Raw genomic sequence first — 15407 nt, forward strand, 5'->3', positions numbered from 1 at the left:
AAAAAACTATGGGACTGAGTACTTTTCTCTGGGGTTGGAAAATTGGCAATACGATCGCCGATTTTTTCACCCCGCAATTAATGACTGTTGACGAAGAACGGCGGGCCATTGAAGAAGCGGAACGACAAAAGACCAATCAATATCTCCCACCAAAAGCCTATGAGAAAGTGGGAGACACAGAATATAAAGTTCCTTTGCCCCCGCCACCAGAAATACCGCCACTAGGAAAGAAATTTTACCCATCGCCTACCATACAAACAACGGCAACTGTTGAGGAAGCTTACTATCAGCCCGATCAAGGGGGATTCCCTAATTGGTGGCAATGGCTCCCTGGCCCATGGCACACCGCATTTAATTACCTTCGCAAAAAAGCGGCTGTTCACCAACCCAGTGCAGTTAAAGGGCTTTTCCAGTTTGGACGGTTGATGGTAGATAACCATTCTGAGTATCCCTTGCAAATGCCCGAATGGGATTACATGGTGGGTGCTGGCGACTCTCAAGCGGCCCTTCAGTCCTCTGCTGATGCTTTTGCTTGGTGGCTAGCAAAAAATGGAGGAGCACCAAATCCAGGCCCTCAAGTTGGAGACTTTTATGACCAAGGAGCATTGCTGTGGGCGGTGGATTTACGAGCCTATAACCAGGGTTTGGCGTTGATGTACGGTATCCAGGCCCCCGCCGATGCTTTTGCCAATATGTGGATTAGAAGCCGAAATGCCCTTTCTATGATTCCCAGGGGAACAACCTATCAATCCCTGGAAATTACCCCTGTATCTGCCGTTAATCAGCGCAATTATTACGAATGGCAAGGGGAAGTTGATTCTGCTGTTGGCGGGGCTGGATTGGCGACAAGCATTTCTAATCTAATGCAGGGCTTAGAAAATTCGGTCCCTCGGATTGTTTTGGAAAACAGTGGGGGAGGAATCAAGCAGATCCAAAGGGCCCTAGCTTCTGACCAATTTCCTTTCAACGTTCCGATTAGCTTGCTATTGGAACCAGAAGATATTAAAGGGAAAACCGATGAAGAAATATATGAAAAAATCGAATCTATCCCCCAATTGCTATTGTGGCTGACCAAAGCTTTGGATGAGTTGATCGGCAAATTCCCCATCACCATGGAGATTGCAGAAAATGACCTGTTAGACATGGATGACGAATTTGAAAAGTGGGAAAGCTCCCCCCCTCCTGGCATTTCCGATCTGCCCTTTTATCTCCGAAATGACAAAATGGTTAGCTATCGGAGATCTAACGGATTAATTGTTAAAACAGTTAAAGTACCTAATCTGGCAGAGGCGATCGCCGAAATATTAGGGATTAATCTGGCAGAAAAAACCACCAACGATTTGGCGGTGGAAATGCTCACTCGCACAATGACTGAAATAGGCAGTACAAAAGCGGTGGCAGTCAACGCTAATGCCTGGATTGAAGCGGTGGCAGATTATCTAGGCTTTGAATCTAAGGATGTTACGCAAAATGTTGAGTACACCTACAATCCATTATTGCAACCAAAAGAAAGTCAGCCTATTAGTTGGCAACAACTTCTTAAGCCCACGGAAGTGCCCACGGCTATGCCTCAATTTAGTGACAAGTTAACTTTTGAAGCTAAATTTGAGCTAATTAAAGAAATTCATGCCATTGTGAAAGCCGCTTTAACTGAAGGCATTGGAAAAAGCAATGGGCAAATGCTTTCTCGCTTAAAAGATTTTGCCAAGGAAATGGGCATTACTCCCAAGGTTCCAGACAGAAATAACGATGGTGAATCAGATCAGCAAAGAGAAAAAGACGACTTTGATCGCTTCCTAGAAGATGTGGAATATGGCTTCATTGGACAGGGAGCATGGGCCACCGACGGACAAACCAAACCCTATGGGCGAGAATTGGGACAACGCCCACGAATAAAACGGTTGGGTTCTCAAACTACAGATTCGGCTTAATTATGAGTAGCCTTAACCTATCCCTAAGCAACTTAAATTCTGGCAAGATTCGTACCTTGGCTACCAGAACCCTGGATGGCATTCGGGCGATCGGCGGCGCAAAAACTCAAAACGAAGATGAAGACGGCAACGTGCTAGTCAGAATTTTCAACAAAGTTAACAAGCTTGGGGCAGGAGTTTCTGGCTTTCTTCTTAATGCCATTGGCGGGGGGCTTCAGTGGACGTTCACCAGCATCATGACCCAAGTTCAAATGGGGGTGCGTTATCTGTGGAATTTTAACTGGAATGCCACTGATGCAGAGTTGGATCAACAGTATGTAACTTACATGACTATGTTGGCGGGAACCCTTGGAGGAACTATTGGGAATGCGGTGGGGTGGGCAGTTTGCGGGGCTGGGCCTGGGCTGATCATGATGAAATTCAATAAGCTTCTGGCGTTGCGAGTGTTGAAAGAGGTAGGGGAAGAGGCCCTTAGTGAACTTGTGAATAACTTGCGGATGCTGGTTCAACAGTCGGCCCAACTGGTTTTTCGACAAACCCTAATCACTTCCTACAAAAATGGGCGGAGATTATTAAAAGAAATTCTGTTAGACCCTGATGGAAGAGGAAAAGTATTCCGAGATGCACTAGGAATTAACGCCAGCAGAGTTAAGGAGTGGGGAGAGAAAGGAACCAAGCCATGGACTTTTGCCCTTGCCCTAGACAATTGGATTGAGTCAATTAAAAACCCAATAATCCAAAACTTCACCGAAGAATTAATTGAAGAATTTTTTGATAGTTGCTCGGAGGCTTTCTATGTAGTCGCTAACACCGCCGACCAATACATGCTGGAGCAAAAGCTTAGCCAAACCACATTGTTAGGCGATCAAGAATTTGTAGAGATTACACCCAATCGAGACTATGAAGAAGAAAAAATAATTATTGCCGGGCCAGCAGAATTGATTAAGCCCACCATTGTCCAGACCCTAGCTCAGCACCAGTTACTAGAGGAACGTGATCTGGGAATGTGGGTGGGAGAACCTGTTAGACAAAATATAACCGGATCTCCCTTGCCGATTATGCTCCGAGTAATTTTGAGCGATCGCGAAGGGGTTTTAAGTGGAGCTAAACGAGTCCAAATCACTATTCCAGATGTGAGACGGGAGAAGCTGGGCTGGAATGAAATTAAATCAGCAGTGGGAGGAATAAATGGTTATATGTGGGGAGAATGGAAAACAAGTGCTCGTTTAGATGGGGGCCGAGAAATAAGCGTTTATACGGCATCAGAGGACGAAGGGCTAGACATGGTAGCCAAACTAGCCGTATTTAGTAACCAAGAAATTATAGGGATTACTTCAGTTAGAGAGCGTAGGGAAGGCGCAAGAAAAAGACTAGATGCTTTACGAAAAAAACCAACAAGAATTTATCCCTACGGGTTTACCATCCTGAACCAGCAAAAAGTAATCAATGAAGAAGCAGGGACAGCAACTCTGTCAGGGGTTTACCAGCGGCGCAAAACTTCTCTCATTCCTCTATGGACAGACACTCAACCCACCGGATATTCAGAGTTAGTTGCAGAATTGTTTAGGTCGCCGGGGGCAGATGGATAAGCTCGCAAAATTCAATTATTCTCCTTTTTTTAAATCAAGGGGGAACCAGGGGTTAGCTAACAGCCAGAATCTCTCCCTTTCAATTTCGGTGCGTACCTTTTGCTCTGACCAGCCAAATTCCCGGGCCACATTCCTAATTAAGTCTTTGCGCGGTTCATAGACGTATATTTTTCCATAACGCCATTTTTTGCGGCGCATACAAAGGCGAGTCTTGCGAGAAGAGCGGGCATAAATTGGTACAAGGCTAGATAGCGTCATGGGACAGAACCATCATGTAACCCCTACGGGTTGTACGATCTCCAATTATCTCCGATTTGCCCATAGTACGGGGTTTTACTGGCTACGATCGCCTTATAAATTCACCCATTGCCAGGAGGCAAAATGCCGTTATCAACGAGGGGGCGCAAACGCAATGTGCCCATGGCAGTAAAAGTCAATACGACCCTAACCTATGGATTTATGAGTTCGGATCTATCCGCTATTCCGGGGGTTTCTGCGGGCGACATAGCCGCAATTGGACAAACCGCGTTAGCTGGGGCTAGCGGGTTAGTAGTTTTTTCGCCTCGATCTCCTAAGCCGGCTCAGTTTCGTAAAAAGCTTTCCTCAGGTACACAAGGCAGTGTTACTGCCTACGGTGATGGCACTACGGCCGGAAATATAAACCGAGCCGCAGGCGCAGGCTGGAAAATGGCTAAAGGTGTACGTCGCACTTCCTTTGGGAATACCCGGACACAAACGGCGATCGCCGTGCCTGTTAGTAACGGTTTGTTGGTAAAACGGTTTGTGCCTAACAGTGACGCGGGGAACGCAGGGCTATTGGGCTGGGATGTAACTATGTCTGCGGCCAATTTGGATAAACTGGTTGCCGCTCCCCAGGGGGCAAAATTGGCCCTTGTTGCTCAAGTTTCGGACAATTTCACCAAAACTTTGCCCGTAGCTAGCAGTAAAATTGCCGATGCTATTCAAGCGGGTTGGAAATTGGTGCAACCTGAATCCGGGTTTGAAGCAGTAGCGGCCGCTGAGTAATAGCCATGCCGATCGCCACTAGAGGAAGAAAAAGGGTAATCCGGGCGGTGCGCGTCAATCAGAATCTTCATTACGGATTCAAAGGCGCGGATATTACTGCTATCCCTGGAATTTCCCAAGGCGATGCTACGGCCATAGGGCAAAAGGAAATTTCCCAAGGCTTAGGATTGGTGGTCTTTTCCCCCGATGCTCCAAGACCGGCACAATTTACCAAGAAAATTTCCAGCGGTTTGCAACGCAGTGTCACTGCTTTTGGCGATGGTTACACCAGCCAGGCGATCGCCAGGGCCATTGGAGCCGGTTGGAAACTGAAACGCCCCGTTTTCCCGCTTGTATTAGGAACAACGAAAAAGAGCAAGGAAATAGTAGTTAGCACCACTAACAACCTATATTTTGCCTATTACGTGCCTTTAATCGATGCCACCGCCGAAAACGGAGCAACGCTAGGTTGGATCGCTAACGTTGGGCCAGTGACTCTTTCTAAGACAGCCCGGGCCCCCAAAGGCGTAAAAATCCCCCTGGTTACCAAAGATTCTCGGACTTTGCCCTGTTCCCCAGCCAAGCTGGGCAATGCCTTGGCTGATGGCTGGAAGATAACTAGAGCAGAAAGAGGACTCGCTAGCCTCACTTAATGCCATGCCTGGACTAATTCTTACTCCTGGTGATCCCGGATTTGACGAAATTCTTTACAGTTCACCCCCACCCGACGTTAAGCCCACCGATAACAATTTCTGTTATGTGGTGGGGGCCGATGGCATCCCTCGATCCATCACTGGCGATCGGGAATTAGAGGACTTCCTTTATGGAGGGGAATATGACTTGATGATGCAAACCTACGGAGAACCCGAAGGCTGGGAATTAGAGGAATGGTAAATGGCTACTGATTACGCCGGGGAATGGATTTACAAGGGGACAGTAACGCCACGGTTTGACCAATGGACACAATTCCCTTTTGCTTCCAATGATGGCAATTCAATTATTAGAATCACCGGCATTGGTGCCCGCCCTGACAAAATTATTAGCTACGGACATTTGCGCGTAGTTTACGATGTAGGTAACCTAAACTATTCCCCTTGGAGGCGTTTTTACTTCTCAGAAACACCGCAAATAATTAACCTTAACACCCCAGAGGAAGTCCTGATCAATCCCACCGTTATTCGCCATTTTCAAGTTAAGAAAACCTTAAAACGGGCATGGCGTAGGATAGGGACAGTGGAGGATGAACCCTGGGCAGTGAGCCTGGAAGGGTTAGCTCAAACAAATTTACCCGCCGACGTTTTAGCCGCATTAGACGGCGCTCCCACAAGGATAATAAACGCTGGAGGGTCAGGCAATATCGTAATTGTTTTAACTGCAACAGAGGAAACCACAAATGGCTAAGCCGTTACCGACTGATTTATTTCCCGGTTTTGAACTTCTTGAAACCGGAGACACCGCCGCCGCCGATTCTATCGCAATCCCCCTTACTGCTTTAGAAGGATTGACCACGACCGAAGCTAATCCTTTGACCGGAGATGGGCGGGAAATTATGCTTTCCCTTTTAGGTGCCTTGTACGACAACTACACCACTTTGCCCAGTCCATCGGCACGGATGCAGGTGACCCGAGGGGAAGCCATCACCGGAGACACCACCCGCCGTGTGGACTTTAGCGTTTCCATTGCTGTTCAAATTCCCACCAGTACCTATCAAGTGTTGGCCGAACCTGCCTAATTAACTCCCCAATAGCACCATGGCTTTAATTCCTTCCCTAAAAACGGAGAGCTAACTTTTTATGATTACTTACCTTTCAGTTTTCCCCAATTCGATGGGAGCAGGGGTTGGGAATGGTGTTCCGGCGGGGCTTTGGATTGGAGCCAATGACTTAATTGGGTTGGAATCGGCAGAATTATCTGATACAGGGGCGATTCTAGAGGGCAAGCTTGCCTATGCCCTTCTAAATTCCCTTTACGAAGCCATGATGCAAACCACCCCATTAGGTTTTCCAGAACCTACTAAGCTTCAACCTTTTGGGGTTGGGATTAATAAATTTACCGAGGGGGTGACCTTTGGAATACTGCGAATGCTCGATATTCGGGATGGCACTGTTACTCTTCCCCCTGCTCCTACCTTTGGGAGTAATTTGGGGACGGGGAAAATCACCTTTGAAGATATTTGGCCAGCGGCCGCCTTAGTGGCCAATGAAGGGGCTGTTTCTGCTCCCGGAGTAATCATCCCCAACAGCATAATCACCAGCTATGGGGGAACTGTTCCTAACACGGTTTCTGACGATGCCCGGGAATGGGTAGCGGCTTTGATTGTGTTTCTAATCCATCGCATTGGAATAAGAACGGCTTCCACTGCTAGTGCAATAACCAGAAGAACAGATCCTTTAGCAGTTAGACCGACAGGGCTAAGCGTTCCCCAGGAATATTACGACGCTGGGAATCCCACCGCAGGAATAACCAGTTCTGATCTGCCTTTTCTCCGATTAATTAGAGAAACCTATTCCATTGAATACGAAGTTTTGGTTAATCCTGACACTCAAACTTTAGAAGTAAACATCGCCACCAGCTAGCCATGGATGAAAGACAACACGAACACCATCGCCAGAGCGACGAGTGGGTAAAAACTTCTTTGGTAGCAACGGTAATCACTGTGGTTATCGGAGTAGTTGGATTCAGTATTCAGATCACCAATTTGACCAGAGTGTATGAGCAGAGACAGACAACCGTGGAGGTCAAGCTCCAAACATTGCTGGAAGACCTAGCGGAATTGAAACAAACTTTAAAATGATTAATTCCATTTACCCCGTCAAGCATCCCGTCAGCCTGGACAAATTGACGGATCAGGATCTGCTTCAACTCCAGAAATGGCTATTGGCGGCAAAATTTAGCCCTGGCCCATTAGATGGGGATTTGGGGCCACGGACGATAGAAGCTTGGGCCCAATTTAAGGAATCAGTCCATCTCCATGACCCTGACCAAATTGATCTGATTGGCCCCAGTAGTTATTCAGCATTGAAAGCGGCTGTTAAACGGCAGGAAGAGGGCAGATACCACGATTTCAGCACTAAACAAGGCGTTATTGATGCGATCCGCTGGGAATGCAATCAGCACGGACTTATTTACAAAAATCAGCAAGCCTATGTCCTGGCAACTACTCAACACGAAACTGCTTCAACATTTCGCCCTTTGGAAGAATACGAAAAAGGAAAGGGACGGAGCTATGGCAGACCAGACCCCCAGACTGGCAAGACTTATTACGGCAGAGGATTCGTACAGCTCACTTGGCGGTCAAATTATGAGCGATACGGAAAAATCCTGGGTATCGATCTGGTCAATAAACCAGAATTGGCTTGTGAACCTAATGTTGCGCTATTCATCTTGGTTCACGGCATGAGAAACGGTAAATTTACCGGCCGCAGTTTGCCGGAGTTTGTTAACGCCACCAAATCAGACTTTTACAATGCCCGTCGGGTGGTGAATGGGATGGATCGGGCCGGGGCGATCGCCGAGTTAGCAAGGAAGTATTTATGAGAGATCTAGATCCTGAATGGGCCAGTTTGGCCCAGATTGGTATCGGGGTGACCTTAGCAGTGGCCACAGTTTTTTTGCCCATTGAGAGATCGGAAGGTTTGATGGGGATGGCCAATTTTTTGGCCGGAATGGGGGCCAGGGGATTAGGCACGGCGATCGAATCCCATTACCGGGATGGCAGAGAAGACTAATTTATGCAAGTTTTATGCAAGTTTATGCGATATGCAAGTTTTCAGAAACTCCACCCGTAGAGTCTGAGTGCCGAAACCCATGCTGTATATGGTGTTTTGATATGCCAGGAGGCGGACTTGAACCGCCGACACGAGGATTTTCAGTCCACTGCTCTACCAACTGAGCTATCCCGGCTTTTTTAGCGCATTAACAACATACCAAGAAGTATCACCCTTGACAAGCTCTTTGAACAAATCCATAAACCGGGGTGTTAACTCCCCGATCGCCAGGGGTTATGGGAGTGTGGCAGAATAGAGGGCGGACAATCTGTCAACAGAGAAACTAAACAGCGATGCAGATCCGCGGAACCGACTACACAGCTTTGACTTGGCAGGGGGATGCCCTCGCCCTAGGATTTTTTGAAAATGCGACGGAAATCACTGGGGATCTGGCCCAACTAGACGATCGCCTGGAAGGGGTGTTACGGGAATTGATCGAGGAAAAGGAATTTAAAGGCAAAGCGGGACAGAAGTTAGTGGCCCGGGTGGGTAGTAAAACCCCGGTGAAAAGGTTGATACTGGTAGGTCTAGGGGAAATTGAAAAATTTGATAGCCAGGTTTTAGGAGAGGCGGCGGCGGCGATCGCCCGGTTAGCAAAGGGTGAAAAAGTAAAAACCCTGGGGGTGAGTTTGCCCCAACGGGAGCACGATCAAGCGGTAACAGCGGGCATTTTAACGGAAGGTATTTTATTGGCCTTGCATCAGGACAATCGTTTTAAGTCCGATCCGGAAGATAAGGAAATTAAACTGACTACGGTGGAATTGCTGGGTCTAGGGGAGCAATCAACGGCCATTGGCAAAGCAGAAAAAATTGTCTCTGGGGTCATTCTGGCCCGGGAAATGGTGGCTGCTCCGGCCAATGCGGTGACCCCTCTAACCTTTACGGAAATTGCTGCGGAGTTGGCCCAAACCTATGGCTTGGAACTGGAAGTGCTGGGGCAGCAGGAGTGTGAAGCCCTGGGCATGGGAGCATTTTTAGGCGTTGCCAAAGCTTCCGAGTTGCCACCACAGTTTATTCACCTCACCTACCGCCCCGCTAACCCGGCGAAAAAATTGGCTATTGTTGGTAAAAGTCTTACCTTTGACTCCGGTGGTTTAAACATCAAAGGGGCCGGCAGTGGCATTGAAACGATGAAAATGGACATGGGGGGCGGCGGTGCTACCCTAGGAGCGGCCAAGGCGATCGCCCAACTGAAACCCAATGTGGAAGTGCATTTCATCTGTGCCGCCACGGAAAATATGATCAGCGGTAAAGCCATGCATCCTGGCGATATTCTCACCGCTTCCAACGGTAAAACCATTGAAGTTAATAACACCGATGCGGAAGGTCGTCTGACCCTGGCCGATGCCCTGGTTTTTGCAGAAAAATTAGGCGTAGAGGCGATCGTCGATCTAGCTACCCTCACCGGAGCTTGTATTGTGGCCCTGGGGGATGACATTGGCGGTTTGTGGAGTCCCAACCAAGCATTGGCCGATGAGTTGAAAACAGCAGCAGAAAAAGCAGGGGAAAAATTCTGGCAAATGCCCATGGAAGCCAAATATTTTGATGGTTTAAAATCCCCCATTGCTGATATGAAAAATACGGGGCCCCGCTCTGGCGGTTCCATTACCGCGGCGTTATTTTTGCAACAGTTCATCAAGGAAACCCCCTGGGCCCATCTGGACATTGCTGGCCCCGTGTGGACAGACAAACAAAATGGCGTACATAATGCCGGAGCCACGGGCTATCCGGTAAGAACTCTGGTGCAATGGGTGTTGGGATTAGGGGAATAGTTTTCCTCACTAATCTTTACGCCCGCATTTTCCCAGACTGAATCTGACTCCTGGTCCAAGCACTGGTTGGCTGACAAAATCTGTTTGAAAATGGGTAAAGCCATAGACCCCGATCGCCATATCCTATGGACGTTGACATCCTCCCTAGGCTAAAGGCGAAGGATTCCTACGAAGCAAACAGATTTAACTGAATAGCTTTTCGGTGGGTTGACGCTTCACAGGATGCCGCTACCGAAGTAGTCTGATGGTTTCCTCCACGTCCGTTTTGGGTCTCCGAATGTCCTCCGGCGACCAGTATATTTGTTGCGGCATTAATATCTCTGTCGTGGTTTGCCCCACAGAAAAGGCAAGTCCATTCACGGATATTTAACTCTTTTTTGCCGCCAATTTCACCACAACAGGAACAACGTTGAGAAGTCGGTTCCCAACGAGAGATGATCCGAAAGTCCCTACCATACATTTCTGCTTTGGCTTCTAACATAGTGCGAAAGCTACGCCAACCAAGGTCAGAAATGGCACGGGAAAGACAACGATTTTTCATCATCCCGGCGGTGTTTAAATCCTCCAAAATCACCGTTTGGTTTTCACGGATCAATCTGGTGGACAATTTATGCAAAAAATTGGTGCGGGTATCTTTTACCTTTGCATGAACTTTTGCAACCCTTAACCGTGCCTTTTCCCGTCGTTTACTGCCCTTTTGTTTACGGGCAAGATTGCGCTGGCACTTCCTGAGTCGGTTTAACTTCGCCTTTAAGGGCTTGGGGGATTTAATCTTTTCCCCTGTACTTAAAGTGGCAAAGTCAATGATGCCCAGGTCAATCCCTACAGACTGCCCATTGTCGGACAACTGTTCTGGGTTAACTTCAACAACAAAGCTCAAAAAGTACCGATTAGTCGCATCTTTGATTACCGTTACTGAACTAGGTTTTGATGGGAGAGGACGACTCCACACCACATCAAGAAATCCAATTTTGGCAAGGTAAATTCTGTCATTGTCTTTGAGGGTAAATCCTGAGTTAACAAAAGTAGCAGATTGTTTTGATCTTCGACTCTTGAACTTAGGGGGATTAACCTTTTTGCTCCTGCGTTTTCCTTTAACAGAATCAAAGAAGTTTTTATAGGCTGTACTGAGATTCCTAATGGACTGTTGCAATGGAACAGCCGAAACATCAGTCAACCATTTTCTTTCCTCCGTTTGCTTGCATTCTGTTAATCGTTTAGACAGAGCATTGTACGAGGGTAATTTCTCTGAATCTTTGCAAAAAGCTAAAGCATCATTCCAGACCACACGGACGCAACCGAACAACTGAGCTAAACTCTGTCGCTGTTGGTCTGTTGGGTAGAAACGGTATTGATACCTTAACTTCATTGCTTGCGCTAAAATGGGTATGTATCTGATTTTAGCTTAGACAACCCCAAAATGACAACTAATTTGCGTAGGGAGAGAAACAGTGTATCTAGCTTAAAAATTCACTTGGTTTTTGTCACCAAGTATCGTCGTCAAGTCCTAACTTCAGAAGGGCTTGCTATACTAGAAAAGTCGTTTAATGATGTCGCAAAGAAGATGAATTTCCAAGTGATTGAATTTAATGGCGAGTCAGATCATGTTCACGCTTTAATTGAGTTTCCACCTAAGCTATCTGTGTCGCAAATAGTCAACGCCTTAAAAGGTGTCTCTAGTCGTCGATATGGACAAGCAAACCTCCCTAAACCCTATGGCAAAGATTCTTTGTGGAGTCCTTCTTATTTCGCTTCTACTGTTGGTGGTGCTCCTATCGAAATGCTCAGACTCTACATACAAAACCAACTAAAGCCCTCCTGAAGGAGGGGGTTTTAAACCCATTTTTCTGATAACCTTATGGTGGCCCTAAAACTAACAATTATGGCGCTATTGGCCCAGATGCTATTACGCCAACAGTAGATGACTCCGCTGAACAAGACTCTCCGGAACAGGGATTCACCTCCACAATCACATGGGCTAGGGAAGAAATGTGGCTCAGTTGTTGTTTGTAGTATTCCGGGCTTTGGGGAAAGTGGGTGACTAAGGCAATGGTGCCAGCTAGATAATTCTCATTGAGATACCAAACATGGAGGTCCATGACGCGGGTGTCAGTATTGGCTTCCAGGGCCGTCAGAATTTCTAATTGAATTTTTTTGTCCACCGAACCATCAAGGAGAATGGCACTGGTGTCATTCACTAAACCATAGGCCCATTTGATAATCACCGCCGCTCCCACTAGCCCCATGGCCGCATCCAGCCAAACCCAGCCCCAAAATTTACCAGCTACTAGGGCAACAATGGCGAGGACGGAAGTTAGGGCATCAGCTAATACATGGAAATAGGCTGCCCGGAGATTATGGTCTTGGTGTCTATGGTGGTGATGATCATCATGATGTTCGTGGTGGTGCCCATGGTGGTGATGGTCGTCACGGTCTTGTAACAGCCAGGCACTAACAAGATTAACCAATAGCCCCAGAATAGCCACGGCGATCGCCTCGGAAAATTGAATGCTATGGGGAGAAAAAAAACGACCAATAGACTCAAAAGCCATCAGAAAGGCAATTACCCCTAGGGCCACCGCGCTGGCAAATCCCCCCAAAACACTGACTTTGCCGGTGCCATAGGTATATCGGGGACTAGTGGCATAGCGACGGGCGTATTGATAGGCGAACAAAGTAATGCCAAAGGCCGCAACATGGGTGGCCATGTGCCAACCATCCGCCAATAGGGCCATGGAACCAAACACGGTGCCTGCAATGATTTCTGCCACCATGGTGACAGCGGTGAGCACCATAACAATTTTGGTATTTTTCTCGGCGTGGCTTTGGTGTTGGTTGGCAAAATCATGGGAATGTTGCCAGGACTCTGGGGTGTGGAAATGCATAGTTAATCAACCCGGCTCAAGGTTAAATCCGATTATGCCATGGAAAAAAGGGAGAATTTAACAATAAATAAAAATGTTCTCTTATCTATCAAAAGAGGGAGAGAAACAGCTTTATTGAGCCTTGCCCAGCAATGGATACAATGGGTAACAGCCCAGAATGGGTTTGACTAGTCCTTGGTTCCCCCAACCCCGGAGGAAATCCACATAATGGCCATTATTGCCGGGGCTTTAGTAGGTTGCTCTGGGGGCCAGAATCGGACTTTATCAGCAGGTTATCAATTATTTTTTCTGACTTCGCCATGGTCAACGCTACTTTACCCCCTAATCTTGCCAAAATTGTCGAGCGCTTTCAACGGCACACTGACCCCAAAAAACGTTATGAGCAGTTGCTGTGGTACGGCAAAAAGCTAGAGCCGATGCCAGAGGAGGGGAAAATTCCCGCCAATAAGGTGCAGGGCTGTGTTTCCCAGGTTTTTATCACCGCCGATCTCGAAGATGGCAAAGTCATCTACCAGGGGGACTCCGATGCCCAATTGGTTAAAGGTTTGGTGGCTTTGTTAATTCAAGGTTTGAACGGTTTAACCCCCCAGGAAATTGTCGAGTTAACACCGGATTTCATTGAAGCGACGGGTTTACAGGTTAGCTTGACCCCCAGTCGGGCCAACGGTTTTTACAACATTTTTAAGATGATGCAGACCAAGGCGATCGCCTTTCAGTTGGGTCAGTCCTATGGGGAAAGTTGAGAAGTCTAAACTTTTCCTTGGTTTAGACTTTGGTACATCCGGGGCCAGGGCGACAATTATTGATCAGCACAAACAATTAATTTGGCAGAACAAAATCCGGTTCCAGCAAGTTCCTGGTTTGCAATTAGCCAGCATTTGGCAGGAAAGTTTATTTCATCTTTTGGACCAAATCCCCGTTGAACTAAGTAGCCAGATTCAGGCGATCGCCATTGATGGCACTTCCTCCACTGTTTTGTTGTTGGATAGCCAGGGCAATGTTTTAATGGAGCCTCTTTTGTATAACGATGACCGGGGCAAGGAAGTTAAACATTTATTGTCACAAGTAGCTCCGCCGGATCATTTAGTACAAAGTGCTACTTCTAGCCTGGCTAAATTGCTTTGGTACTCCCAACAATCGGAATTTCAGCAAGCTCATTACTTTTGCCATCAAGCAGATTGGTTAGCAAGTTTACTCCACGGTAGCAGATCGGTTAGTGATTATCACAATGCCCTCAAACTGGGCTACGATCCCCAGCAATTAACCTATCCTAATTGGTTAAAAAATGCCCCTTGGTTTTCCCTTTTACCTCCAGTAATTACCCCTGGCAGAGTAATTTCTCGGTTATCTTCTAGCATTGTCAATGCAAAAAAGTTTGCTAAAAATTGTTTAGTTTGTGCCGGTACTACGGACAGCATTGCTGCTTTTTTGGCCAGTGGCGCAACGCAACCAGGGGAAGCAGTGACTTCTTTGGGTTCCACTTTGGTGCTGAAGTTACTAAGTGACAAACCAGTAACGAATTTAGCCAGCGGCATTTATAGCCATCGTTTGGGCGATTTATGGTTAACAGGGGGAGCTTCCAATGCTGGGGGAGCGGTGTTGCAACATTATTTTTCGTCGGCACAGTTAACGGCATTAAGTGCCCAAATTAACCCCCATCAACCCAGTGGTTTAGATTACTATCCCCTTTTGCAACCGGGGGAAAGATTTCCCATTAATGATCCTAATTTATTACCCCGATTGGAACCCAGACCAGGGGATGATGTGGCATTTTTACACGGTTTGTTGGAAAGTTTGGCTCGCATTGAAGTCCAGGGCTATGAAAAGTTGCAAAAGTTGGGAGCAACAACCTTAACAAAGGTGTTTACTGCTGGGGGGGGAGCACATAATTTAACTTGGCAAACCATTCGGCAAAATTTGCTCCAGGTTCCGGTACAAAAATCCGCTCAGTCTGAGGCAGCCTATGGTTCTGCTTGCCTAGCCATAAATAGTCAATCTTGGGAATAAAGTTGAATGGTCGTCCCTAAATGGTTGCCTACAATATAATCAACCAAACCCTATACCCCAATTTTATGAAGCTGAAAGTATTAGTCTGGCAAGAACAAGACCAATGGTGCGCTTCTGTTCCCGCCCTACCCGGTTGCCACACTTGGGGGAATAGTTACGATCATCTGATGGAAATGGTTAAAGAGGCGGTGGAAGGATGGCTTGAAGTTGCTAGTGAGCAAGAAGAGGCGATCGCCTATGGGAGTATAGGCGTTTATCACTACGATCACAGATAATTTAATCACTTTCATGAGCAGCACATCCGTAGCAGAAGTCATCACCGGGAATTGGAGGACGATTACAAAAGCGACAGGTTTTAGAATAAACACTGAGAGAAATAATTTGTTTTTGAATATGTTTGGGAGATCTGGATTTTTGGAATTTAGGCATGGTAATGGTGCAGTTTAAAATA

General features: G+C 47.0%; 19 protein-coding genes and 1 tRNA gene. 16 read left to right on the forward strand and 4 right to left on the reverse strand.

Annotated features, from left to right (window positions below):
* Positions 1 to 8: 8 nt before the first annotated feature.
* Together D082_RS05995 and D082_RS06000 are read left to right on the forward strand one after the other, a co-directional pair.
* Complete coding sequence (locus tag D082_RS05995; protein WP_028948892.1) at positions 9 to 1931, forward strand: hypothetical protein; 1923 nt, start codon at positions 9 to 11, stop codon at positions 1929 to 1931.
* A 2-nt stretch (positions 1932 to 1933) separates the two neighbouring features.
* On the forward strand, positions 1934 to 3520 hold the full coding sequence (locus D082_RS06000) for a hypothetical protein (protein WP_028948891.1): 1587 nt from the start codon (positions 1934 to 1936) through the stop codon (positions 3518 to 3520).
* Between the two features lie 15 nt (positions 3521 to 3535).
* Here the strand turns inward: D082_RS06000 and D082_RS06005 are convergent, their stop codons facing one another.
* Entirely contained in the window at positions 3536 to 3778 is a 243-nt protein-coding gene (locus D082_RS06005; RefSeq protein WP_144428719.1) for a hypothetical protein, read from the reverse strand.
* Positions 3779 to 3901: 123 nt separating this feature from the next.
* On the opposite strand from D082_RS06005, the gene D082_RS06010 reads away from it, so the two are divergent.
* From D082_RS06010 to D082_RS06045, 9 genes are all read left to right on the forward strand, one after another.
* On the forward strand, positions 3902 to 4546 hold the full coding sequence (locus D082_RS06010; RefSeq protein ID WP_028948889.1) for a hypothetical protein: 645 nt from the start codon (positions 3902 to 3904) through the stop codon (positions 4544 to 4546).
* Between the two features lie 5 nt (positions 4547 to 4551).
* Positions 4552 to 5178, forward strand: a complete 627-nt coding sequence (locus D082_RS06015; protein WP_028948888.1) for a hypothetical protein — start codon at positions 4552 to 4554, stop codon at positions 5176 to 5178.
* 4 nt (positions 5179 to 5182) lie between these two features.
* Positions 5183 to 5419 carry a hypothetical protein gene (locus tag D082_RS17650; protein WP_071880780.1) on the forward strand — a complete coding sequence of 79 codons (237 nt, stop codon included), beginning with the start codon at positions 5183 to 5185 and terminating at the stop codon, positions 5417 to 5419.
* The gene (locus tag D082_RS06020) at positions 5420 to 5926 is read left to right on the forward strand and encodes a hypothetical protein (protein WP_028948887.1); all 507 of its coding nucleotides are present in this window, start codon (positions 5420 to 5422) and stop codon (positions 5924 to 5926) included.
* Entirely contained in the window at positions 5919 to 6257 is a 339-nt protein-coding gene (locus D082_RS06025) for a hypothetical protein (protein WP_028948886.1), read from the forward strand. The genes D082_RS06020 and D082_RS06025 overlap by 8 nt, the downstream gene beginning before the upstream one ends.
* A gap of 61 nt (positions 6258 to 6318) precedes the next feature.
* The gene (locus tag D082_RS06030) at positions 6319 to 7101 is read left to right on the forward strand and encodes a hypothetical protein (RefSeq protein ID WP_038530363.1); all 783 of its coding nucleotides are present in this window, start codon (positions 6319 to 6321) and stop codon (positions 7099 to 7101) included.
* 2 nt (positions 7102 to 7103) lie between these two features.
* The gene (locus D082_RS06035; protein ID WP_028948884.1) at positions 7104 to 7319 is read left to right on the forward strand and encodes a hypothetical protein; all 216 of its coding nucleotides are present in this window, start codon (positions 7104 to 7106) and stop codon (positions 7317 to 7319) included.
* Positions 7316 to 8062 (forward strand): glycoside hydrolase family 19 protein, encoded by a 747-nt coding sequence (locus D082_RS06040; protein ID WP_038530366.1) that lies wholly within the window; start codon positions 7316 to 7318, stop codon positions 8060 to 8062. The genes D082_RS06035 and D082_RS06040 overlap by 4 nt, the downstream gene beginning before the upstream one ends.
* On the forward strand, positions 8059 to 8253 hold the full coding sequence (locus D082_RS06045; protein ID WP_028948882.1) for a hypothetical protein: 195 nt from the start codon (positions 8059 to 8061) through the stop codon (positions 8251 to 8253). The genes D082_RS06040 and D082_RS06045 overlap by 4 nt, the downstream gene beginning before the upstream one ends.
* Before the next feature lie 102 nt (positions 8254 to 8355).
* Here D082_RS06045 and D082_RS06050 read toward each other — a convergent pair.
* A tRNA-Phe gene (locus D082_RS06050) sits at positions 8356 to 8428 on the reverse strand.
* A gap of 157 nt (positions 8429 to 8585) precedes the next feature.
* Between D082_RS06050 and D082_RS06055 the strand changes: the two genes are divergently transcribed.
* On the forward strand, positions 8586 to 10064 hold the full coding sequence (locus tag D082_RS06055) for a leucyl aminopeptidase (protein WP_028948881.1): 1479 nt from the start codon (positions 8586 to 8588) through the stop codon (positions 10062 to 10064).
* 166 nt (positions 10065 to 10230) lie between these two features.
* On the opposite strand, the gene D082_RS06060 is transcribed toward D082_RS06055, so the two are convergent.
* On the reverse strand, positions 10231 to 11433 hold the full coding sequence (locus D082_RS06060) for an RNA-guided endonuclease TnpB family protein (RefSeq protein WP_038530369.1): 1203 nt from the start codon (positions 11431 to 11433) through the stop codon (positions 10231 to 10233).
* 51 nt (positions 11434 to 11484) lie between these two features.
* Between D082_RS06060 and tnpA the strand changes: the two genes are divergently transcribed.
* Positions 11485 to 11886, forward strand: a complete 402-nt coding sequence (gene tnpA, locus D082_RS06065) for an IS200/IS605 family transposase (RefSeq protein ID WP_028948880.1) — start codon at positions 11485 to 11487, stop codon at positions 11884 to 11886.
* 58 nt (positions 11887 to 11944) lie between these two features.
* Here the strand turns inward: tnpA and dmeF are convergent, their stop codons facing one another.
* Positions 11945 to 12949: a CDF family Co(II)/Ni(II) efflux transporter DmeF gene (dmeF, locus tag D082_RS06070; RefSeq protein WP_028948879.1), complete on the reverse strand. Its 1005-nt coding sequence runs from the start codon at positions 12947 to 12949 to the stop codon at positions 11945 to 11947.
* A 263-nt stretch (positions 12950 to 13212) separates the two neighbouring features.
* Here dmeF and D082_RS06075 point away from each other — a divergent pair, with 263 nt between their 5' ends.
* From D082_RS06075 to D082_RS06085, 3 genes are all read left to right on the forward strand, one after another.
* Positions 13213 to 13692 carry a SufE family protein gene (locus D082_RS06075; RefSeq protein WP_193386684.1) on the forward strand — a complete coding sequence of 160 codons (480 nt, stop codon included), beginning with the start codon at positions 13213 to 13215 and terminating at the stop codon, positions 13690 to 13692.
* A complete protein-coding gene (locus tag D082_RS06080) occupies positions 13679 to 14956 on the forward strand; it encodes an FGGY-family carbohydrate kinase (protein WP_028948877.1) in 1278 nt (425 codons plus the stop codon). The genes D082_RS06075 and D082_RS06080 overlap by 14 nt, the downstream gene beginning before the upstream one ends.
* A gap of 65 nt (positions 14957 to 15021) precedes the next feature.
* A complete protein-coding gene (locus D082_RS06085; RefSeq protein WP_051738921.1) occupies positions 15022 to 15231 on the forward strand; it encodes a type II toxin-antitoxin system HicB family antitoxin in 210 nt (69 codons plus the stop codon).
* Positions 15232 to 15407: the final 176 nt, after the last annotated feature.

Source organism: Synechocystis sp. PCC 6714 (genome assembly GCF_000478825.2).
Lineage (GTDB): Bacteria > Cyanobacteriota > Cyanobacteriia > Cyanobacteriales > Microcystaceae > Synechocystis.